17 protein-coding genes are annotated in these 21,170 nt (G+C 71.9%); 10 read left to right on the plus strand and 7 right to left on the minus strand.

Annotated elements, in window-relative coordinates:
* Positions 1 to 118: 118 nt before the first annotated feature.
* Positions 119 to 505 carry an OB-fold nucleic acid binding domain-containing protein gene (locus AC08OO_RS04430; RefSeq protein ID WP_011435763.1) on the plus strand — a complete coding sequence of 129 codons (387 nt, stop codon included), beginning with the start codon at positions 119 to 121 and terminating at the stop codon, positions 503 to 505.
* Positions 506 to 545: 40 nt separating this feature from the next.
* Positions 546 to 1,271 carry a DUF3159 domain-containing protein gene (locus tag AC08OO_RS04435; RefSeq protein WP_476609774.1) on the plus strand — a complete coding sequence of 242 codons (726 nt, stop codon included), beginning with the start codon at positions 546 to 548 and terminating at the stop codon, positions 1,269 to 1,271.
* A gap of 29 nt (positions 1,272 to 1,300) precedes the next feature.
* Here AC08OO_RS04435 and AC08OO_RS04440 read toward each other — a convergent pair whose 3' ends face one another.
* Together AC08OO_RS04440 and AC08OO_RS04445 are read right to left on the minus strand one after the other, a co-directional pair.
* Positions 1,301 to 2,032, minus strand: coding sequence for a potassium channel family protein (locus AC08OO_RS04440; RefSeq protein ID WP_476606228.1), 732 nt, complete (start codon positions 2,030 to 2,032; stop codon positions 1,301 to 1,303).
* 30 nt (positions 2,033 to 2,062) lie between these two features.
* Positions 2,063 to 2,734: a potassium channel family protein gene (locus AC08OO_RS04445; protein ID WP_476609775.1), complete on the minus strand. Its 672-nt coding sequence runs from the start codon at positions 2,732 to 2,734 to the stop codon at positions 2,063 to 2,065.
* A 129-nt stretch (positions 2,735 to 2,863) separates the two neighbouring features.
* On the opposite strand from AC08OO_RS04445, the gene AC08OO_RS04450 reads away from it, so the two are divergent.
* The 5 genes from AC08OO_RS04450 to AC08OO_RS04470 all read left to right on the plus strand — a co-directional run bounded on the left by AC08OO_RS04450 (position 2,864) and on the right by AC08OO_RS04470 (position 10,403).
* Positions 2,864 to 4,870, plus strand: a complete 2,007-nt coding sequence (locus AC08OO_RS04450) for an APC family permease (RefSeq protein WP_476609776.1) — start codon at positions 2,864 to 2,866, stop codon at positions 4,868 to 4,870.
* Positions 4,867 to 6,333, plus strand: a complete 1,467-nt coding sequence (locus AC08OO_RS04455) for a class I SAM-dependent RNA methyltransferase (RefSeq protein WP_476618256.1) — start codon at positions 4,867 to 4,869, stop codon at positions 6,331 to 6,333. The genes AC08OO_RS04450 and AC08OO_RS04455 overlap by 4 nt, the downstream gene beginning before the upstream one ends.
* A 301-nt stretch (positions 6,334 to 6,634) precedes the next feature.
* Positions 6,635 to 8,590, plus strand: coding sequence for a 1-deoxy-D-xylulose-5-phosphate synthase (gene dxs, locus AC08OO_RS04460; protein ID WP_476609778.1), 1,956 nt, complete (start codon positions 6,635 to 6,637; stop codon positions 8,588 to 8,590).
* A 156-nt stretch (positions 8,591 to 8,746) separates the two neighbouring features.
* Complete coding sequence (locus AC08OO_RS04465; RefSeq protein ID WP_476606209.1) at positions 8,747 to 9,745, plus strand: lysylphosphatidylglycerol synthase domain-containing protein; 999 nt, start codon at positions 8,747 to 8,749, stop codon at positions 9,743 to 9,745.
* Between the two features lie 22 nt (positions 9,746 to 9,767).
* Positions 9,768 to 10,403 (plus strand): hypothetical protein, encoded by a 636-nt coding sequence (locus AC08OO_RS04470; protein ID WP_476609779.1) that lies wholly within the window; start codon positions 9,768 to 9,770, stop codon positions 10,401 to 10,403.
* A 31-nt stretch (positions 10,404 to 10,434) separates the two neighbouring features.
* Here the strand turns inward: AC08OO_RS04470 and AC08OO_RS04475 are convergent, their stop codons facing one another.
* The 5 genes from AC08OO_RS04475 to AC08OO_RS04495 form a co-directional block, all read right to left on the minus strand.
* Positions 10,435 to 12,582 carry a 3-hydroxyacyl-CoA dehydrogenase NAD-binding domain-containing protein gene (locus AC08OO_RS04475; protein ID WP_476609780.1) on the minus strand — a complete coding sequence of 716 codons (2,148 nt, stop codon included), beginning with the start codon at positions 12,580 to 12,582 and terminating at the stop codon, positions 10,435 to 10,437.
* Positions 12,583 to 12,671: 89 nt separating this feature from the next.
* Positions 12,672 to 13,880 (minus strand): thiolase family protein, encoded by a 1,209-nt coding sequence (locus AC08OO_RS04480; protein WP_011435773.1) that lies wholly within the window; start codon positions 13,878 to 13,880, stop codon positions 12,672 to 12,674.
* 248 nt (positions 13,881 to 14,128) lie between these two features.
* A complete protein-coding gene (locus tag AC08OO_RS04485) occupies positions 14,129 to 15,469 on the minus strand; it encodes an HRDC domain-containing protein (protein WP_476618257.1) in 1,341 nt (446 codons plus the stop codon).
* Positions 15,470 to 15,642: 173 nt separating this feature from the next.
* Positions 15,643 to 16,296, minus strand: a complete 654-nt coding sequence (locus AC08OO_RS04490; protein WP_476606213.1) for a DUF3000 domain-containing protein — start codon at positions 16,294 to 16,296, stop codon at positions 15,643 to 15,645.
* A 678-nt stretch (positions 16,297 to 16,974) separates the two neighbouring features.
* On the minus strand, positions 16,975 to 17,430 hold the full coding sequence (locus tag AC08OO_RS04495; RefSeq protein WP_476609782.1) for a DUF3817 domain-containing protein: 456 nt from the start codon (positions 17,428 to 17,430) through the stop codon (positions 16,975 to 16,977).
* A 302-nt stretch (positions 17,431 to 17,732) separates the two neighbouring features.
* Here AC08OO_RS04495 and hemE point away from each other — a divergent pair, with 302 nt between their 5' ends.
* The 3 genes from hemE (at position 17,733) to hemQ (ending at position 21,121) form a co-directional block, all read left to right on the plus strand.
* On the plus strand, positions 17,733 to 18,842 hold the full coding sequence (gene hemE / locus AC08OO_RS04500) for a uroporphyrinogen decarboxylase (RefSeq protein WP_476609783.1): 1,110 nt from the start codon (positions 17,733 to 17,735) through the stop codon (positions 18,840 to 18,842).
* A gap of 116 nt (positions 18,843 to 18,958) precedes the next feature.
* Positions 18,959 to 20,374, plus strand: a complete 1,416-nt coding sequence (gene hemG / locus AC08OO_RS04505) for a protoporphyrinogen oxidase (protein ID WP_476609784.1) — start codon at positions 18,959 to 18,961, stop codon at positions 20,372 to 20,374.
* Positions 20,375 to 20,425: 51 nt separating this feature from the next.
* Positions 20,426 to 21,121, plus strand: a complete 696-nt coding sequence (gene hemQ, locus AC08OO_RS04510; protein WP_476606217.1) for a hydrogen peroxide-dependent heme synthase — start codon at positions 20,426 to 20,428, stop codon at positions 21,119 to 21,121.
* The last annotated feature ends 49 nt before the right edge of the window (positions 21,122 to 21,170 follow it).

Consider the following 21,170-nt stretch of genomic DNA (forward strand, 5'->3'; position numbering starts at 1 on the left):
ATGCGGGGCGGGCACATTGAGCACCGGTCATGCGTTGCATGAGACGTGTGAACGTGTTGGACGTGCTCGAGCCGCAGTTGCCTGCGCCGAGTCGCCGGCGAGCCGGATCGGAGGAGCCGTGGGCGAGTCACGCGGCTGGTTGGGGCGCAAGCTCCACAGACTGACAGCAGGGACGAGCGAGCTCGACGCCGAGGACCTCCAGGCGGCCTCGGCGGCGGCGGGTGCCGCCCCGATGAGCGGCTGTCGTGACCGGGACGAGATCTGCGTCGCGGGTACCATCCAGGCCGTGACGGTACGTGCGCGGTCGGGTGCACCGGCCCTGGAGGTCGACATCTACGACGGTAGCGGCACCGTCACGTTGGTCTTCCTCGGCCGCCGGGACATCCCGGGCCTGCGGGCTGGCGCGTCGGTCAAGGCCTCCGGGCGCGTTACCGTGCAGGAGAACCGTCCGATCATCTTCAACCCGCGTTACGAACTACTCCCCGTTCCGTCGGCGAGCGCCTAGGTCGGCGGGTCCGCCCAACCCGACGGGATCCCAACCAGACATGCCACGTACGCCATCTCCCGACACGTCGCCGATGACGATGTCCGAGGCCATCGGCGGCCCACGGGGGATCATCGACAGCTCCGTGCCCACCGTGGCGTTCGTGACGGTGAACGCCGAGGCCGGACTGACCGCCGGCACCGCGGTCGCCATTGCCACGGCGGCCGCTCTGCTGGCGCTGCGCATCGTGCGCCGTGAGCCGACCCAGCAGACCTTCTCGGGGTTGTTCGCCGTGGCGGTCGCCGCATTCGTGGCCTCCCGTACCGGGAATGCGAAGGGGTTCTTCCTGCCCAGCATCGCGAAGAACGCGTTCTGGGGGGTGGTGGCCCTGCTGTCGATCGTCCTGCGCCGGCCGGTGGCGGGGTATCTCATGGCCGGTCTGGACAGCCGCTATGCGAGCTGGCAGCGGGTACCCTGCCAGCGGCGAGCCGCGGTGTGGGCGACAGTGGTCTGGATCGCTGTGTTCGGTGTGCGGTTCGTCGTGCAGGGGGTGCTCTACCTCGCCGACCAGCCCGGCTGGCTGGCCGCGGCCAACATCGCCCTGGGACTTCCGCTGTTCGGTGTCGCGCTGTTGGCCAGCTTCGCCATCGTCCGCCGGATCGCACCGCTGCCCCCCGCCGCCACCGACTCGACGGTCGTGGCCGGCGAGGTGCTGGCCGACGAGGTGCTGGCCGGGGACGCCCCGCGCGGCGAGCCCCCGCGCGGCGAGCGGCGGCCTGCCGGCTGACCGCCTCCGCATCGCCAGCCTGTCGCGCGTCAGCCCGGCGCGCCCGCGCCTGCCTGTGCCTGACCGAGCAGCACGGCGAGCTTCTCCTCAGCCTCGGCATTTGTCGTGACCGCGAGAATCTCGTCGCCGTCTTCCAACGTGGCGTCGGGCGAGGGAACGACCGCCCGTCCGTCACGCAGGATCACCACCAAGGCGCTATCCGCCGGCAGGGTGATCTCGCTGAGCCGCTGGCCGATCACCGGCGCGTTCTCGGCCAGCGTCAGCTCGACGAGGGATGCATCGCTCTGCCGGAACCGCATCAGCTGGACGAGGTCGCCGACGCTGACGGCCTCCTCGACCAGAGCCGTGATTAGGCGCGGCGCGGACACCGCCACGTCCACCCCCCACGACTCGGTGAACAGCCACTCGTTCTTGGGATGGTTGACCCGCGCCACTACCCGGGGCACGCCGAACTCGGTCTTCGCGAGCAACGAGACGACGAGGTTCACCTTGTCGTCCCCGGTGGCGGCCACCAGGACGGTGTACTCATTCAGCCCGGCCGCGTCGAGTTGGGACAGCTCGCAGGCGTCCGCGAGTAGCCACCGGGCCTCCGGTAGCGCGTCGGTCCGGATCTTCTGCGGATCCCGCTCGATGATGAGCACCTCGGAGCCGTTCTCCAGCAGTTCGGCGGCGATGGACCGGCCGACCTTGCCCGCCCCCGCGATCACCACCCGGCGCACACTCATCGCTTCTCCTCTTCGCGCGGCATCGTCTACCTGGATCTGTCCAGATCTGTCCAGATCTGCCCGGATCTACCCGGAGCCCTTGCCGTCCGGCCCGGTGCGCAGCACCGTGTCCGCCTCGGAGGCGTGCGCCTTCGTCACTGCCACGTGCACCACGTCACCGTCCTGGACGAGGGTGCGGGCGTCGGGCAGGACACCCTCGCCGAACCGGGTCACGCAGACCACCCGTACCCCGGCGGACTCCTCCAACTCCCGGATCCGGCGGCCCACCCAGGCGGGTCCGGGTGGGATAGCGGTCAGCAGCACCGAGCCCGACGGGTCGGACCACTGCGGCGTGACAGTGTCGGGTAGGAGCCGGTCGAGGATCTGGTCCCGGGTCCAGCGCACCGTGGCGACGGTGGGGATCCCGAGCCGCTCGTAGACCTCGGCCCGGCGGGGATCGTAGATCCGCGCGACGACCCGCTCGACCCCGAACATCTCGCGGGCCACCCGGGCGGCGATGATGTTCGAATTGTCCCCGCTGGAGACGGCGGCGAACGCGGCGGCCTGCTCGATGCCCGCCTCGATGAGGGTGTCGCGATCGAAGCCCATCCCGGTGACCCGCAGACCGGTAAAATCCTGCGGTAGCCGCCCAAACGCGGCGGGGTTCTGGTCGATGATTGCCACTGAGTGGCCGAACCGTTCGACGCTGCGGGCAAGCGCGGAGCCGACTCGGCCGCAGCCGAGGATCACGACATGCACAAGGGTTGAGGGTAGTCCGATCCGGGCTGACCGGCGCAGGTCACGTGGCCGGATCTCCGGATACGGAGTATCTGTGTGCCACATCACACTGGTGCTGAACTGCGTGGCTGGCGTCGGTAGCATCGCCGCGTGGCGCTCACGGACCGCCTCAAGCGCGGTTTCGTCGGTCGACCGATCGGGAGCGACCGGCTTGGGGAGACATTGCTCCCTAAACGCATCGCTTTGCCCGTCTTCGCGAGCGATGCCCTTTCCTCGGTGTCGTACGCGACCGAGGAGATCCTGCTTGTCCTGTCGCTGGGTGGGCTGGCCTTCTACCACATCTCGCCCTGGCTTGCTGGAGCCGTCGCCATCCTGATGCTGACGGTGGTGGCGTCCTACCGGCAGAACGTGCACGCCTACCCGAGCGGCGGCGGCGACTACGAGGTCGTCTCGGTCAACCTGGGCCCGCGGGCCGGCCTGCTGGTGGCCAGTTCCCTGCTGGTTGACTACGTCCTCACGGTCGCGGTGTCGGTGTCGGCCGGTGTCGCGAACCTGACGTCCGCTATCACCGGGCTCGCCGCGCACAAGGTGCTCCTCGCGGTCGTCATTGTCGTCCTACTGACGATAATGAACCTGCGTGGGGTGCGCGAGTCCGGCACGGCGTTCGCCATCCCGACCTACGGCTTCGTGCTCGGTATCTTCGTAATGATCGTCACCGGGCTGGTCCAGGCGGCCGTCGGTCATCCGCCGCGGGCCGAGAGTGCCGGCTACCAGGTGGTCGCCGAGCGTGACTACGCGGGATTCGCCCTGGTGTTCCTGGTGCTGCGGGCGTTCGCCTCGGGATGCACGGCGCTCACCGGGGTCGAGGCGATCAGTAACGGGGTGCCCGCGTTCCGGAAGCCCAAGAGCCGCAACGCCGCGACCACCCTGCTGATGCTGGGGCTTATCGCAGTCACGATGTTCGGCGGCGTCACCGCGCTGGCTCTGATCTCCGACGTGCATGTCGCTGAGCACACCGGGGACCTGATTGGCGCCAGTGGTGAGCAGCCGACCGTGATCGCCCAGGTCGCCGCCGCCGTCTTCGGGGACGGATCGCCCGGCTTCGGCTACATCGCCGTCGTCACCGCTCTCATCCTGATGCTGGCGGCGAACACCGCCTTCAACGGCTTCCCGGTGCTGGGTTCGATCCTCGCCCGCGACGGCTACCTGCCGCGTCAGCTATACACCCGCGGTGACCGACTGGCCTACTCCAACGGGATCGTGCTGCTTGCCGGCTTCGCGATCCTGCTGATCGTTGTGTTCGACGCGCAGGTCACCGCCCTGATCCAGCTCTACATCCTCGGGGTCTTCATCTCGTTCACCCTCAGCCAGACCGGGATGGTGCGGCACTGGACACGCATCCTGCGCTCGGACGACCCGGTGGCGTCCGATCCGGCCGCCCGCCGGCGGATCCGCCGGTCTCAGGCGATCAACTTCTTCGGCGCCTGCCTCACCGGCACCGTGCTGATCCTCGTGCTGGTCACGAAGTTCACCCACGGTGCCTGGATCGTCTGTCTGGCTATCCCGATCATCTTTCTCGGGATGCGGGGGATCAGGGCTCACTACGACCGGGTCGCGGTCGAACTCACCCCGGAACCCGGGCCGCCGACCCTGCCCTCCCGGATCCACGCCGTCGTCCTCGTCAGTAAGATCCATGCCCCGACACTGCGGGCCCTGGCCTACGCCAAGGCGTCGCGGCCGCACAGCCTCGTCGCAGTCACGGTCGCCGTCGACCAGGCGGAGGCCGATCGGCTCCGCAAGGCGTGGACGGAGCGGGGGATCACCGTCGATCTCGTGGTGCTGGCCTCCCCCTACCGGGAGGTGACCCGCCCGGTGCTGGACTACGTCGCCCGGATCAGGCGGGAGAGCCCCCGCGACGTCGTCGCCGTCTACGTCCCCGAGTACGTCGTCGGTCACTGGTGGGAGCATCTCCTGCACAACCAGAGCGCGCTGCGGCTCAAGGCCCGGCTGCTCTTCCAGCCCAGCGTCATGGTCACCAGCGTGCCCTGGCAGCTCGCCTCGTCCAGGCTGGCCGAGCAGCGGTTCGAACGGACCGGGGCGGGCGCGGTGCGACAGGGCCGGGCCACGCTTCCCGGCCCGTTGGAGCGGAAGCGGTGAGTCGACAGCGTCGGCCCGCGCGATCGCGCGTCTCCGGGGGCACCGCACGGCAGGCCCGCGTGCCGGGGACCGCGGTCGGCTCGCTGCTCGACCTCGACGTCGGGCCGGTGGCCCACGGCGGCTTCTGCGTCGCCCGCTCGGGCGGTCGGGTGGTGTTCGTCCGCCATGCCCTGCCCGGCGAACGGATTCGTGCCCGAGTTACCGACGCCTCCCACGAGCGGTACTGGCGGGCGGACGCGGTCGCCGTCCTGACGCCCTCGCCGGACCGGGTGGTCGCGCCCTGCCCGCACGCCGGTCCAGGGTTGTGCGGGGGGTGCGACTGGCAGCATGCCGGCCTCGCGGCGCAGCGGCGCGGTAAGGCCGAGGTCGTGGCCGACGCCCTTCGGCGGTTCGGCGGCCTCGACGCCCGGGTCAGCCCCGCGCACGCCGGGTCCGGCCTGGGGACGGCGGCCGAGGCCGGACCCGGCGCCGAGCCGGCGCTGGAGGTGCTGGTCGAGGCGGTGCCCGTCGGCGCCCCGGAGCGGCTGACCGGATCCGACCGGTCCGGTGGCGCCGACGACGGACTGGCGTGGCGGACCCGGATGCGCTTCGCGGTGACGGCCGGCGGCGAGGTCGGGCTGCGGGCGAGCCGCTCGCACGAGGTGGTGGCGGCGCCGGACTGCCGCATCGCCCACCCCCTCGTCCTCGCGGCGCTCGCCGGCCGGCGGTTTCCTGGGGCCGACGCCGTCGAGGTCGCGGCCAGCCCGGCGACCGGGCAGGTGGCCGTGGCGGTGCATCCCGCCGGTGCCGGGACGGTCGTCAACGACGAGCACGCCGGGACCGGCGAGGATCCCGGGGAGGTCGGAGCCCCCGGGGAGGTCGTCGAGGTGGTGGGGGGGCGGAGGTTCCGGCTCGGGCCGGAGGTGTTCTGGCAGGTCCATCCGGCGGCTCCCGGCGTGCTGGTGGACGCGGTCCGCGAGGCCCTGCGTCCCCGAGCCGGGGAGACCGCGCTCGACCTGTATGCCGGGACGGGCCTGTTCGCGGCGTTCCTCGCGGAGGATGTCGGCGCCGCTGGCCGCGTCATCGCGCTGGAGTCCGACGCCGCGTCGGTCGCGGCCGCGGCGAACAACCTCGCCGATCTGCCATGGGTCTCGCTGCGGGCGTTGCGGGTGACACCGGCTACCGTTCGTGGGGTGGTCGGTACGGGCGGGCCGGCCGGCCGGGTCGATCTCGCGGTGCTCGACCCGCCGCGCACCGGGGCGGGCCCGGCGGTGGTGGCCGCGCTGCTCGCCCATCGCCCCCGCGCGGTCGCCTACGTCGCCTGCGATCCTGTCGCGCTGGGTCGGGACCTCGCCGCCGCGGCGGCCGCGGGCTACGACCTCGTCGTGTTGCGCGCCTTCGACCTGTTTCCGATGACCGCCCACGTCGAGTGCGTGGCACTGCTCGAGCCGCGCGGCGCGGACCGGAATCCGAACCTGGTGTGATTGCGTCGGTACCAGAAGTGTCGCCGGAGCGCCGTGGACTCCACTTCCGGCCGCTCCCGGCACGACCAGGTCGTGCCGGCGTGTCGCCCGCGCGCCACGCCGACAGAGTGTGTGCATCCGCGTACTCGGATCCGGACCAATAGTGGACAACCGGGGAGGTGGATTCTACCGCGATCAGGCCTATTGCCTGACGGTCTACGAGGAACTCACATGTCGGGTGCCCGTCTGCAAGGGGCCAGACGGGCTGCGTAGACTTTGCCGGACCCGGACCGATCCCCTTTCGGGAGAGGGAGTTCACGCCGTGTCGCTTCTGTCCACGATCAGTAGTCCGCAGGACGTCAAGCGCCTCGACCACGAGGAGCTCGCCACCCTGGCGGCCGAGATCCGTGATTTCCTCATTCACGCAGTCGCGCGTACGGGAGGTCACCTCGGGCCGAATCTGGGGGCTGTCGAGCTGACGTTGGCAATACATCGTGTGTTTGATTCGCCATTCGACCGCATCCTTTGGGACACTGGTCATCAGTCCTATGTGCACAAGATTCTGACCGGCCGGGCGGACGATTTCTCCGGGCTGCGCCAGCGGGGTGGCCTTTCCGGCTACCCCAGCCGGGCCGAGTCCGAGCACGACATCATCGAGAACTCGCACGCCTCGACCGCCCTGTCCTACGCCGACGGGCTGTCGCGTGCCTACGCGCTGCGTGGTGAGGACCGGGCCGTCGTCGCCGTCGTCGGTGACGGCGCCCTGACCGGCGGGATGTGCTGGGAGGCGCTGAACAACATCGCCGCCGACGACCGGCCCGTCGTCATCGTCGTCAACGACAACGGCCGCTCCTACGCACCGACGATCGGCGGCCTCGCCGACCACCTCGCCGCGCTGCGGCTGGCGCCCGAGTACGAGCAGGTCCTCGACGTCGTCAAGCAGGTCCTCGGCCGCACTCCGCTGGTCGGCCCCCCGCTGTTCGACGCGCTGCACGGCATCAAGAAGGGCATCAAGGACGTCGTCCAGCCGCAGGGCATGTTCGAGGACCTCGGCCTGAAGTACGTCGGCCCGGTCGACGGCCACGACGTCGTCGCGGTCGAGTCGGCCCTGCGCCGGGCTCGGGATTTCGGCGGGCCCGTCATCGTTCACTGCGTGACCCGCAAGGGCTTCGGCTACCCGCCGGCGGAGCAGGACGATGCCGACAACTTCCACGGCGTCGGCATCATCGACCCGGCGACCGGCAAGCCGGTGTCGACGTCGAAGACCATCAGCTGGACGAGCATCTTCTCGGACGAGATCGTGCAGATCGGTTCCGAGCGGCCCGACGTCGTCACGCTGACCGCCGCGATGCTCCAGCCGGTTGGTCTCGGCGCCTTCGCCAAGGCCTACCCGGACCGGGTGTTCGACGTCGGTATCGCCGAGCAGCACGCCGTCACCTCGGCCGCCGGGCTCGCGATGGGTGGGCTCAGGCCCGTCGTGTGTCTCTACGCCACGTTCCTCAACCGCGCGTTCGACCAGGTCCTGATGGACGTCGCCCTGCACCGCCAGCCCGTGACGTTCGTGCTCGATCGGGCCGGCATCACCGGGGAGGACGGGGCTTCGCACAACGGCATGTGGGACCTGTCGTTCCTGCAGGTCGTCCCGGGGCTCGCGATCGCCGCCCCGCGGGACGCACCGACCCTGCGGGCGGAGCTGCGTGAGGCCGTGGGTGACACCGACGGCCCGACCGTCGTGCGTTTCCCCAAGGGCAAGGTCGCCGTGGACGTGCCGGCGATTGACACGGTCGGCGGGGTGGACGTGCTCTACCGTTCGCCGAAGGTGGCCCAGCGCCGCGAGGTGCTGCTGGTCTCCATCGGCGCGATGGCCGCCACCTGCCTGGAGGTCGCGGAGCGGGTCGCGAGCCAGGGCATCGGCATCACCGTTGTCGACCCGCGGTGGGTCAAGCCACTGGACCCGGCGCTGATCGATCTTGCCCGCGCCCACGACCTCGTCGTCACCGTCGAGGATAACGGCCGGGTCGGCGGGGTCGGGGCGGCGCTGGCCCAGCTGCTGCGCGACGCCGACGTCGACGTGCCCCTGCGGGACTTCGGCATCGCCCAGCGCTTCCTCGACCACGGCAAGCGGGACGAGGTCATGGCCGAGGTCGGGCTTGCCCCGCAGGACCTCGCCCGCAAGGTCGTCGAGGCCGTCGCGAAGCGCCAGCCGGCGATCGAGGACGACCCGACCTCGCCCGGCGAAGCGGCCCCGGCGGGCGAGGCCATCGGCGACCAGCGCTGACCCCCGGTGCTCTGACTCGGGTGCGCTGATCCCGGACGCACCCGGGTGTCGCCCGGTCATCGGGCTCCGACGGGCAAGGACCCGCCACCGTGTCGGGCCGCCACCGTGTCGGGGCCCGGCGCGGTGGCGGCCCGACCGCCGTCCTAGGCTGACCAGGTGGGTGAGCACACCGTGTCGGCGCGCCAGGGCGCCGCCTCCCGCCGCCGGGCTGGGCGCGGCCCACGCTGGTGGGCCGTGCGTGGTGCGCTTCTGGTGGCCCTCGGGCTACTGGTTCTCGCCATGGTCAGCCAGTGGAACGAGATCGAGGAGTCCGTCCGCTCGCTCAGCGTGGGCGGCGTGGTGGCCTCGGGTGTGGTCACCGTGCTTGCCGTCGGTACCACCGTGCTGTCCTGGCGGGCGTTGCTGGGGGGGTTGGGCGCCGCGCTTCCCCTGCGGGCCGCCGTACGGATCTTCTTCGTCGGGCAGATCGGCAAGTATATCCCGGGCAGCGTGTGGCCGGTGCTCGCGCAGATGGAGCTCTCCCGCGACCACGGCGTCTCCCGGCCGAAGGCAGCTTCGGCGAGCCTGGTCGTGTTGGCGCTCGCGGTGCCGAGCGGGGGGCTCGCCGCGGCGGTCACCCTGCCGTTCGTCTCCGCGCAGGCGCTCGCCGACTACTGGTGGGCGCTGGCGGTCGTGCCCGTCTTCGTCGTCGTGCTCTGTCCCCCGGTGCTGTCCCGCCTGCTGGCGCTGGCATTCCGGTTGCTGCGCCGCCCACCGCTGACCGAACCGCTGCCCCCGCGGGCCGTCGCCGCCGGAGCCGGCTGGTTGCTGCTCAGCTTCTGCTGCTACGGGGTGGCGACCTGGCTGCTCGTCCGGGATCTGCATCCGGCGGTCGGTGGCGGCCGGCTGTTGCTGCTCTCCCTCGGGGCCTATGCCCTGGCCTGGACCGCCGGATTCCTGGTACTGGTGCTGCCCGCCGGGGCGGGGGTGCGGGAGGCGGTGCTGGTGCTGGCGCTGGCGCCGGCGGTCGCCAGCGGGCCGGCGACCCTGGTCGCGTTGGTGGCGCGGCTTCTTGCCACGATCGCCGACCTGGTCTGGGCGCTCGTCGGTGTCGCCCTACGGCAGCGGGGTGCTCGGCTGTTGTGTACTGATGATGCGATGCAGGAGCGAATGTGAGGAAGTGGGAGGAGGGTGGGGGGTGCACCATGACCCGCAACGGCCACCCGGGTGGCCCCCGCCCGTCCCGCCGATCTCGTGGGGCGGCCCCGGGTGGCCGGGCGGGCCGCCGGCGCCCCGCCGTAGTCGGGCCCGGTGGCTGATTCCGCTCGTCCTCGTGCTCGCCCTCCTGACCGGCGCGGGTGGAACCGGTCTGTTCCTGCTCCTCCGCTCCACCGACGGCCCTGCCAACGCCGTCCGCGCCTACCTGATGGAGGTCAGGGACTCGCGCTACGAGGCCGCTTACGTCCGCCTCTGCCCGTCGGTCCAGGAACGCCGGCCAGCGTCCGAGTTCACCATCATCATGCGGGCTCTGGACGATGTCCAGGGCGGTATCGCCTCGTTCGCCGTGCGAAGAGTGCAGATCCACCGGTCCGTGGGTTCCCCGACGGTCCGGGAGGTTCAGGTCGACGTCCGGCGCGGCAGCGCCGCGGCGAGCCACGAGACGTACCAGGTGGGAAAGGAATCCGGAAGCTACTGCCTGCTGACGCCCGGCGCCCCGTTCTCCTTGGACCCGTCGCTGCCCCCGGATCTTCAGCAGCCGGGCCCGTTCGATGATTCCCCCGGCGATGGCCGACGCGGCGGTGGCGACGACGAGCCACCGGTCCGCACGGCCTGACCGGCGCCGATGGTCAGGGCGGCCGATTGGATCAGCGCAGGGTGGCGACTCCCGGCGGGGCGAAGCGCTGCCCGGGGACGGCCTCGCTGATGCCGCTACGGTCCAGGTAGGGCGTGATGCCGCCGAGGTGGAACGGCCAGCCGGCGCCGAGGATCATGCACAGGTCGATGTCGGCGGCCTCCGCGACGATTTTCTCGGTCAGCATCAGATGGATCTCCTCGGCGAGCGCGCGCAGCGCCGCCTCGCGTACCTCGTCTCCGGTCAGCGGGATGGCGGCCGGGGACGGCGTGGAGATGAGCGCGGCGGCGTCCGGGTCGACGGTCTGGACGCCGTCCGGGCCCGTGGTGTAGACGCCGCTCCGGCCCGCCTCGACCAGCCGGGCGAGAGCCGTCGGCCGCCGGAACCGGTCCGGGAACGCCGCGTGCAGTGTTTCCGCGACGTGCAGGGCGACCGGCGGCCCGACGAGGGTGAGCAGGGTCATCGGGGACATCGGCAGCCCCAGCGGATCGAGGGCGTGGTCGGCCTCCTCGAGCGGTGTACCGCCCTCTGTCGCGCCGAGCACCTCCCCGAGGAACCGGGTCAGCAGCCGGTTGACGACGAACGCCGGGGCATCGGCGACCAGGACCGCGTTCTTCTTCAGGTTCTTCGCCACGGCCAGCGTCGTCGCGATGGTGGCGTCGTCGCTGCGGGCAGCGCGGACCACCTCGACCAGGGGGAGGACCGACACCGGATTGAAGAAGTGCAGCCCGGCTACCCGTTCGGGATGATCGAGCCCAGCGGCCATCTCGGTGACCGACAGCGCCGAGGTGTTCGTCAGGAGCACGGCCGTGGGCGCCACGACGGCCTCGAGCTCCGCGAGCACGGTCCGCTTGACGGCCAGGTTCTCGAAGACGGCCTCGATGACGAGGTCCGCGTCCGCGAAGGCGTCCTTGGTCAGGGATCCGATGACGTTCGCCTTGTAGCGGTTCGCCTGGTCGGGGGTGATGCGGTGGCGTAGTAGGAGGTTGTCGATCTCCTGGTGGACCCCCGCGACCCCGGCGTCGAGCCGGGCCTGGTCGATGTCGGTGAGCACCACCGGCACCTCGAGCCGGTGCGCGAACACGAGGGCGAGCTGGCTTGCCATGAGGCCTGCGCCGACCACCCCGACCTTCGTCACGGGCCGGGCCAGCGCCGGCTCCGGCCCGCCCACCGGCCGCTTCGCCCGCTTCTGCACGAGGTCGAAGGAGTACAGGCTGGCGGCAAGTTCGTCGCTGACGGACAGATCGGCGAGGGCCTCGGTCTCGGCCGCGTACCCGGTGGCGCGGTCGGCGGTCTCGGCGAGCGCGAGGAGGTCCAACGCCCGGTAGGCGGCCGGCGCGGCCCCGTGCAGCTTCGCGTCGGCGAGCGCCCGGCCCCGTGCGATCGCCTCCGCCCAGCCCGCCCCCCGCTCGACCGGCGCGCGGGCGGCCACCGGGTCGACATCGCCGCGCAGCACCTGGCCCACCCAGCGCAGCGCCTCCGCCAGGAAGTCAGCCGGCTCCAGCAGCACGTCCCCGAGACCCAGCTCGAACGCCTGCCGGCCGCGCAGCATGCGGTTCTGGCTGAGCGCGTTGCCGATGACGACGGACACCGCCCCTTCGGCGCCGATGAGGTTGGGCAGCAGCTGGGTGCCGCCCCAGCCCGGGACAAGGCCGAGGAAGACCTCTGGGAAGGCGAGTGCGGGAATGCCGGCGGACAGCGCCCGGTAGTCGCAGTGCAGGGCCAGCTCCAGCCCGCCGCCCAGCGCAGCCCCGTTGACGAGGGCGAAGGTCGGGACCTTCCGGTCACCCAGGCGACCCTCACCCACCCGGGCGAAGGCCTCGTGCCCGAGGCGGCCGAGCGCCGCGAGCGAGGGGCGGATCCGCTCCGGGTCAGTGAGCGATGAGCGGAAGGACAGGTCCGCACCCACGCTGAAGATGAACGGCTTGCCGGTGACGGCGATCGCGGCGACCGGCGGGTCGTGCGCCTCGATCTCGTCGACGGCGGCGAGCAGGGACCGCAGGCCGGCCGGGCCGAAGGTGTTCGGCCGGGTGTGGTCATGACCGTTGTCAAGGGTGATCAGGGCGACGGGCCCGGCCACCCCGGGCAGCCGCGCGTAGCGGACGTGGGCGGCCGTGACGACCTCGCCCGGGAAGGACAGGGTCACCTCGTCGATGGTCATGGATCTCCCCTCGGTTCCGCCGCGGGCCCGGTCGTGTCGGACGGGTCGTCCCGGGTTGGTCGTCGTATCTGCTCGGTCGTCGTACCTGCTCAGTTGGCCGCGGCGTGGTGCGGATTCGCCCAGATCGTGGTGGCGCCCATGCCGAGACCCACGCACATCGCCGTCATGCCGTAGCGCACCTCGGGATGCTCGGCGAACTGCCGGGCGAGCTGGGTCATCAGGCGCACCCCGCTGGACGCCAGTGGGTGACCGAACGCGATGGCCCCGCCGTACGGGTTGACCCGGGGATCGTCCTCGGCGATGCCGAAGTGGTCGAGGAAGGCCAGGACCTGCACGGCGAAGGCCTCGTTCAGCTCGAACAGGCCGATGTCGTCGATGGTCAGGCCGGTGCGGGCCAGCGCCTTCTCCGTCGACGGGATCGGCCCGACGCCCATCACCTCGGGGGGGACTCCGGCGAACGCGAAACCCACCAGGCTCATCTTCGCCGGCAGGCTTAGCTCGGCCGCCACCTCGGCGGCGGCGAGTAGGCAGCCGGTGGCGCCGTCGTTGAGCCCGGCGGAGTTGCCCGCGGTCACCCGCCCGTGCGGCCGGAACGGCGTGCGCAGCCCGGCGAGCCCCGCCTGCGTGGTGTCCGGTCGCGGCGGCTCGTCGACGGTGACGAACTCCCAGCCCGTCTCGACGTGCCGGGCGGCCACCGGGACGAGGTCGGGCTGGATCTGACCGTTCGCGTACGCCTTGGCGACCTTCTCCTGGGAGGCCAGAGCGAAGGCGTCCGCTCGCGATTTGGTGATCTTGGGGTACCGGTCGTGCAGGTTCTCGGCGGTCGAGCCCATCACCAGCGCGGAGGTGTCCACGAGCCGTTCGGCGACGAACCGGGGGTTGAGGTCGGCGCCTTCGCCCATCGGGTGGCGACCCATGTGTTCCACCCCGCCGGCCACGGCCACGTCGTAGGCGCCGACGGCGATCGACGAGGCCGTCGTGGTCACCGCCGTGACGGCGCCTGCGCACATCCGGTCGATCGCGAAGCCCGGCACCGTTTCCGGCAACCCGGACAGGATGGCGGCGACCCGGCCGATGGTCAGGCCTTGATCGCCGATCTGGGTGGTGGCCGCGATCGCCACCTCGTCGATCCGCTCGGGGGGGAGGGAAGGATTGCGTCGCAGCAGCTCCCGGATCACCCGCACGATCAGATCGTCGGCACGGGTCTCGGCGTAGACGCCCTTGGCCTTCCCGAACGGGGTTCGGACCCCGTCGACGAACACGACGTCGCGTACGAAGTTTCTGGATGATCCGAACACGGGACCTCCCGACCCGCGGCCGCCACCGACCGCCGGTTCGTCGCCGTCGAACGTCGGCCGTTGTCCGAAACCCGGTTCCAGGGCCTGGACAGCCAGCCGGCACCGACGCGGATACCGCCGGCACGGCTAGCCTACGGCAGCGGTTACCAGCCGGTAGACATCCCGGAGCCATGGATGCCGGATGTTCGGGGAGGCCGATGCCGTGATGCGCCGGTCTGTCCCTGGCCCACGACCCGCGGATCCGGTCGTCAGCCCGCCGGCTCGGCTGCTGGTTCGGCCGGTTCCGTCGGTTCGGCCGGTTGGGCGGGCGGCTCGGCGAGGACGGTGAGCAGGGGAGCGGTCGTCAGCTCGATCTGCCAGGGGCGTGCCCCGCCGGCCCGCAGCGCCCCGGCGACGGCCGTGTCCGTCAGGGGATTCGGCGGGGACCAGGCGAGCCGCCGGGACAACGCGGGCTCGAGGAGGTTTTCCACCGGCATCGTGTGGGTGGTGGCGAGGGCGGCCAGCGCGGCCCGCACCCGGGCCAGCCGCGACGCGGCCACCGGGTCGCGCTCGGCCCAGCGGTTGGGCGGCGGCAGACCGTCGCCGCCCGGTCCGGCCGGGGCGGGCAGCTCCTCCTCGGGCAGTGCGGCGGCGCCACGCAGGGCGTCGAGCCAGACGTTCGCGGTGCGGCGGATCCGTGGTCCGGAGAAGATGGGCAGCCGGACCAGCGCGGCCGCGTCGGTGGGGGCGTTCAGCACGGCGTCCATGATCGCGCTGTCCGGGAGGACGCGACCCGGCGCGACGTCACGGGTACGAGCGAGCCGGTCCCGGGCGGTCCACATCGCCCGGACCGCCGCGAGCTGGCGGCGGGACCGGGCTCGGTGGATCCCGCTCGTCCGGCGCCACGGCTCGGCCCGTGGCTCGCGTGGCGGGGCCGCGACGATCGCGGCGAACTCCTGCCGGGCAAACTCGATCTTGTTCTGTTCGATCAGCTCCGCCTCGAGCGCGTCGCGCAACTCCACCAGCAGCTCGACGTCGAGTGCCGCGTAGCGCAGCCACGGCTCGGGAAGCGGGCGGGTCGACCAGTCCGCGGCCGAATGGCCCTTCTCCAGCCCGTAGCCCAGCACCCGTTCGACCATTATCCCCAGCCCGACCCGTTCGTAGCCCAGCAACCGGCCGGCGAGCTCCGTGTCGAACAGCAGACTCGGCCGCAGACCGAGCTCGGACAGGCACGGAAGGTCCTGGCTGGCGGCGTGCAGCACCCATTCGACCCCGCCCACCGCGTCCTGGATGACGCTCAGATCCTCGAGCGCGATCGGATCGAGGAGCAGCGAGCCCGTGCCCCGCCGTCGGATCTGGACGAGGTAGGCCCGCTGGCCGTACCGGTAACCGGACGCGCGTTCGGCGTCGAACGCGACCGGCCCGATGCCGGCCGCGAGGCGTTCCGCCGCCGCGGCGAGTTCCGCGGTGTCGACGATGACGGGGGGTACCCCGTCCGCAGGGATGAGCAGCGGGATGGGCTCATGAGCACCGGTGCTGGGCTGTACCTCCACCTCTGCGCTGACACCCCCGCTGACCTGCTGTGTTGATTCAGGAACCGTCGACGTCACGATCGGTGATCGTACGTCCGAATCCTGGCGGAGGTAGCCGTGTCCTACAGCGAATCGCGTTATTTATACGCTTTGTAATGACGCGGTAATGGGAGGTGCGCGCGGTGGAGGGTCGGCTGCGGCGCGCGGTGGGTGGTGCGGTGCTGTCCGTCCGGCGGGCCGGTGTGACGCGGTCAACTCCGGCGAGCTGGTAGCGTGATGACTCCGGACAGTTGTGGGGGAAGCCCGGCCATGGCCGCGAGCAGGTCCCCGAACGCGAGCAGGTGGGCGACCGTCGCCGAGGCGCTCCAAGGCAGCCGGCCCTGCGCGTCCGGCCCCGCGGGGCCGCGGTCGGATGCGAGGGCGGTCTCCGCCCAGTCGGGTGACCAGGAGCAGCGCAGCTCCACGTCGAAACTGTCCCCGTCGGCCGCGAGCACGCCGAAGCGTTGTGATGCGGTGGCCGTGACCGTGCCGCCCAGGGCGCGCACGCCCGCGCCGTGCGCCTCCAATGATTCCCGCAGCCACGACCAGGCGACCTCGGCGAGCAGGGGATCGCCGGCGATCTCCCGGTCGATGCTCGCGCGGGCGTAGCAGACGATGCGGGCCGTGCCCTGCCAGGCCGGCTGTCCCTGGGGATCCATGAGCAGGATGAGCCGGCCGGCCGCGGTGTCGGCCTCGTCCCCAGTCAGCCCGCCGGCCAGAGCGAAGGAGAACGGCGCGACCCGGGTGGGTGCCGCCACCTCGTGCACCGCCACCTCCGGGCGTAGCCGCGCGATCCCCGCGCGCAGGGCGTCGGTGACCGCGAGGAAGATCGGAGGGCTCGCCTCGGATGACTGCGCGACCCCCATGACGGCAACGGTAGGACGTCGGTCGTGATCATGCTGGCCAGACGCCGGAGCGTACGGGTTCGGTCCCGTTGCGTGCGGGCGGGAACCGGTGAGCCGGTGTCCGGAATACCCCGGCTGAGGGGCGGAACTGTGCAGGCTCACGCCGGGATCCGCGCGGCGGCACGATCGCGGCTGCGGAGATCTCGGACTGCGGGGGTCTCGCGCACGGGCCTCGGCCGGGTCGTCGGCCGCTCCGCGGGGGCCGGCCCGACCAGCACCGCGGTGCCACAGGAGGTGCAGGCCCACTCCGGGCAGTCGTTACCGTGCCCGTCGGAGCACGGAGGTTGCTCGAAGATGCGCTCGTCGCGGCATGCGATGCAGACGAGAACGATGTGATCCTCGGCGCTCACCCGGACCTGTTCCACTCGACCACCACTCCCCGCGCACGTCTGCCCGTGATGCGTCCCGTTGGATCGTGGTGGGCGCATAACCACGGATCGCGCGCCATTCGCCACGGCCGGAGGGAGGGGGAACGCGGGATGACGCGCACCCTCTACCCCAATTCCGACCGGACTGACGGTGCCACGGGACGAGCGGATGTCCGTGCATTCTCTCCGGCGTGTCGCGTGAGCCCGTCTCGGGGCGGTGCGGGGCGGATCGCCCGGTCTGTGGGCCGGTGGGGTCGGGCCGGCCCCAGGCTCAGCCCGCCTGGCCGGCCGGCTTCGAGGTGGGGCGTGCCGGCTTCGCGCTGCCCAGCCGGACGGCGTCGCCGCGCAGCCAGTGCCGCTCGACGAAGAACGGGGCGACAGGCAGCACCGCGGCGATCAGCGCGAGTACGGTCCGCTTACGGCGCCAGCGCCCGACCATCGAGAGGTAGCCGATGAGGGCGCAGTAGGTGAGGAAGAGCACGCCGTGGGTCGGGCCGAGGATCCGCACGCCGATCGGGTGGCCGGCACCGTATTTGATCGCGGTCGCGACGAGCAGCAGAAGGAAGGACGACGCCTCGGCGAGCGAGACGACGCGGGCCAGGGCAAGGGGCTGGAAGGCGCCGCTCGGGGCACGGCCGGTCATCGGTGACTCCTCGTCGTAGCAGATGGCGTCGTAGCAGATGGTGTAGTAGCAGACGACGTAGCAGATGACACTGAGGTGTTCCACTGTCCGGGCGCCTTGGCGCTCCGGGCGCCGGGACGCGCCGTGGCCGTGCCACGGCGACCGCGGGATTCGTCACGTCCGCTCGATCGTTCGTCCCCGTCCGCCGAGCGCGGCCTCGACGGGCGGGAGCGCCCGACACCGGCTGAACCTGGAAGTTCTTCTACTCAGAGTAGAAGATAGCGGATGTGCAACGTTCCGGTTCGTACTCCCCGGTCCTCGCCGCTGGGAGCCGTCAGGCCCGTGTGGTGGCCCATCCCGCTACGGCCGTACTCCCACACCTCCCACAGGCGTGCAACGATCGACCCATGCCTGTCCTCCACGTTGACGCGCGACCCGGATCCGGGCCGGGTGGCGTCTCGCCCCCGCCGACCGGTGCAGCGCTCGCCCGGCGGCCCGGCCTGGCCGACACCGCGCCCTTCCTGCGTGCCTGTCGACGGGAGCACCCCGGGACCACGCCGGTGTGGTTCATGCGTCAGGCCGGGCGGGTCCTGCCCGAGTACCGGGCACTGCGCGCGGGAGTCGCCATGCTCGACTCCTGCCGGGACGCCGAGATGATCACGGAGATCACGCTCCAGCCGGTACGCCGGTTCCGGCCGGACGCGGCGATCTTCTTCTCCGACATCGTGGTGCCCCTGGTCGCGATCGGCCTCGACATCGACATCGTCGCCGGGATCGGACCGGTGGTGGCCGAGCCCGTGCGGGACGCCGTCGGGCTCGCCGCGTTGCGTGCACTGGAGCCGGACGACGTTCCCTACGTGGCCGACGCGGTCCGGCTACTGCTGGCCGAGCTGGGTTCAACCCCGCTGATCGGGTTCGCCGGGGCGCCGTTCACCCTCGCGAGCTACCTCATCGAGGGCGGACCGAGTCGCGACCACGCCCGCACCAAGGCGTTGATGTACAGCGAACCGAAGCTCTGGCACGCCCTGCTGGCCCGGCTCGCCGACATCACCACCGCCTTCCTGCGGGTCCAGGTGGATGCCGGTGTCGACGCGCTGCAGCTGTTCGACTCCTGGGCCGGGGCGCTGGACGAGGCGGACTACCATCGCTACGTCGCGCCGCACAGCGCTCGGGTGCTGGCGGCCTTCGCCGGTGAGGTGCCGCGCATCCACTTTGGTGTGAACACCGGTGAGCTGCTCGCCGCGATGGGCCAGGCGGGTGCGGACGTCGTCGGCGTCGACTGGCGGGTCCCTCTCGACGAGGCCGCCCGGCGGATCGGGCCCGGTCACGCCGTGCAGGGAAACCTCGACCCGACCGCGGTCTTCGCCCCCGAACCGGTGCTCGCCGCCAAGGTGCGTGACGTCTGCGCCCGCGGGGCCGAGGCGGAGGGGCACGTGTTCAACCTCGGCCACGGGGTGCTGCCGCAGACCGATCCGGGCGTGCTCGCGCACGTCGCCGACCTCGTCCACGGCGGATGATCCACGGCAGATGAGTCCAGGGCAGGTGATCCGCCTTCGTCGGGCCGGTTCACTGGCACCGGCCCGATGGTGAAAGCTGGCGGGCGGCACCACTCAACGTGAAGGGCGGCAGGAACGTGCGGGTTGTGATCGTCGGTGGGGGTATCGCCGGGCTCTCGGCCGCCCGCGCCCTGGCCGGGCACGCCGAAGTGACCGTCCTCGATGCGGCGGACCGGGTCGGTGGCAAGCTGCGTACCACCCCGATCGAGGGTCTGGACGTCGAAGAGGGCGCGGAGTCCTTCCTCGCCCGGGTTCCCGACGGACTCCGCCTGGCCCGGCAGATCGGGCTCGGGCACGAGATCGTGCATCCGGCCACGACGTCAGCGTCACTGTGGATCCGCGGCCGGCTGCATCCCATCCCCCCGAACACCCTGCTCGGAGTGCCGACCGACGTCCTCGGCCTGCTCCGCTCGCGGGTGCTGTCCCCGTGGGGGCTGGCGCGGGCCGCCGCCGACCTGGTGTTGCCGCGGACGCGTTTCGCCGACGATCCGACCGTCGGTCGCTACGTGGGCACGCGGGTCGGGCGCGAAGTCGTCGACCTGCTGGTGGATCCGCTGCTCGGGGGGGTGTATGCGGGCCGGGCGGACGCGCTGTCGCTGCGGGCGACCGTGCCCCAGCTTGTCCCCATCTTCGCCGAGGACCGCTCGCTGCTCCTCGGCGCGCACCGGGTGCGGGCCCGTACCGGACCCGCGACGACGACCTCGACGGCGCCGCTGTTCGCCACGCTTCGGGGGGGGCTGGGCTCCTTCGCGGCGCGAGTGGCGGCGCAGTCCGGCGCCACCGTGCGCACCGGGGTGCTCGTCCGCTCGATCGCGAAGACCGCGGGCGGCTGGCAGGTCAACTGTGACCGGGTGGGCGGCGCGGACGCCCTCGGGCCGTTCCAGGCCGACGCCGTGATCCTCGCGGTGCCTGCCGGGGTGGCCCGTGCCCTGCTGGCGCCGCTGGCCCCGCATGCCTCCGCCCCGCTTGCCGGTGTGCCCTACGCCTCGGTCGGCCTGGTGACGCTGGTCTACCGGGATGTCGCGCCGCCACCCGGCAGCGGATTCCTCGTGCCCGCCCGGGCGGGCACCGCGGTGAAGGCGGCCACCTTCCTGTCCGCCAAGTGGCCGCACCTGGGCTCCGACCGGCTCACGGTGGTGCGGGCGAGCATCGGCCGCGCCGGTGCCGAACAGGACCTGCAGCGCGGGGACGTGGAGCTCGCCGGGGTGGCGGCGGCGGAGATCGCGCAGATCACCGGCCTGTCCGGTCGGCCGGTAGCGACCCGGGTGAGTCGCTGGGGCGGGGCACTCCCGCAGTACCTGCCGGGTCATCTCAACCGAATCGCCGCGGTGCGCCGGGGGCTTCCAGTGGGGATCGCCCTGGCCGGCGCGGGATACGACGGTGTAGGCATCCCGGCCTGCATCCGGTCGGGGGAGACCGCCGCGCACGCGGTGCTGAGGGCTACCCGGACGGCGCAGGGCAGTCCGGCCGATCCGGTGGGCCCGGGAATCTGATCACGTGCACCGGCCCGGACCGCGTCCGGCCGCCGGTGAGGGAGGCTGGGAATGTCGGAGTCTACGAAATCGGCCCGCGAACTCAACGCGGAGCTGCTCTACACGGGATGGTCGGTCTTCGCGGCCGACCGTCCGCTACCCGCCGAGCGGACCCCGCTGATCGACGAGGCGACCGCCCTGCTCGACGGGGCGCTGGCCAAGGACGTCTACACCCGCGGTGTCTACGAGATCTCGGGCTACCGGGCCGATGCGGACCTGATGGTCTGGTGGACGAGCCCGGACCCGGACCTGCTGCAGGAGACCTACCAGCGGTTCCGGCGGACGGCCCTGGGCGGGCACCTGCGTCCGGTGTGGTCGGCGGTCGGCCTGCACCGGCCGGCGGAGTTCAACCAGAACCACATCCCCGCCTTCGTCCGGCGGGAGGACCCCCGCGGTTATCTCTGCGTCTACCCGTTCAACCGCTCGCTGGAGTGGTACCTGCTGCCGGACTATGAACGGCGCGGGATGCTAGCCGAGCACGGGATCATGGGCCGGGAGTACGAGGACGTCCGGGCCAACACGGTGGCTTCGTTCGGACTGGGCGACTACGAGTGGCTGCTCGCCTTCGAGGCGGATGAGCTGCACCGGATCGTCGACTGCATCCGGCACCTTCGGGCCAGCGCGACGCGACGGCACACCAGGCTGGAGACGCCGTTCTACACCGGTGCCCGCAAGCCGCTGGCGGACGTCGTCACCGCCCTGCCCTGAGGCGGCTGGCTGCCGGGTAGGCCGGCGGAGGGTCGGGGCCGGCGGAGGG

The sequence above is a fragment of the Frankia sp. CeCAU1 genome (assembly GCF_977971845.1).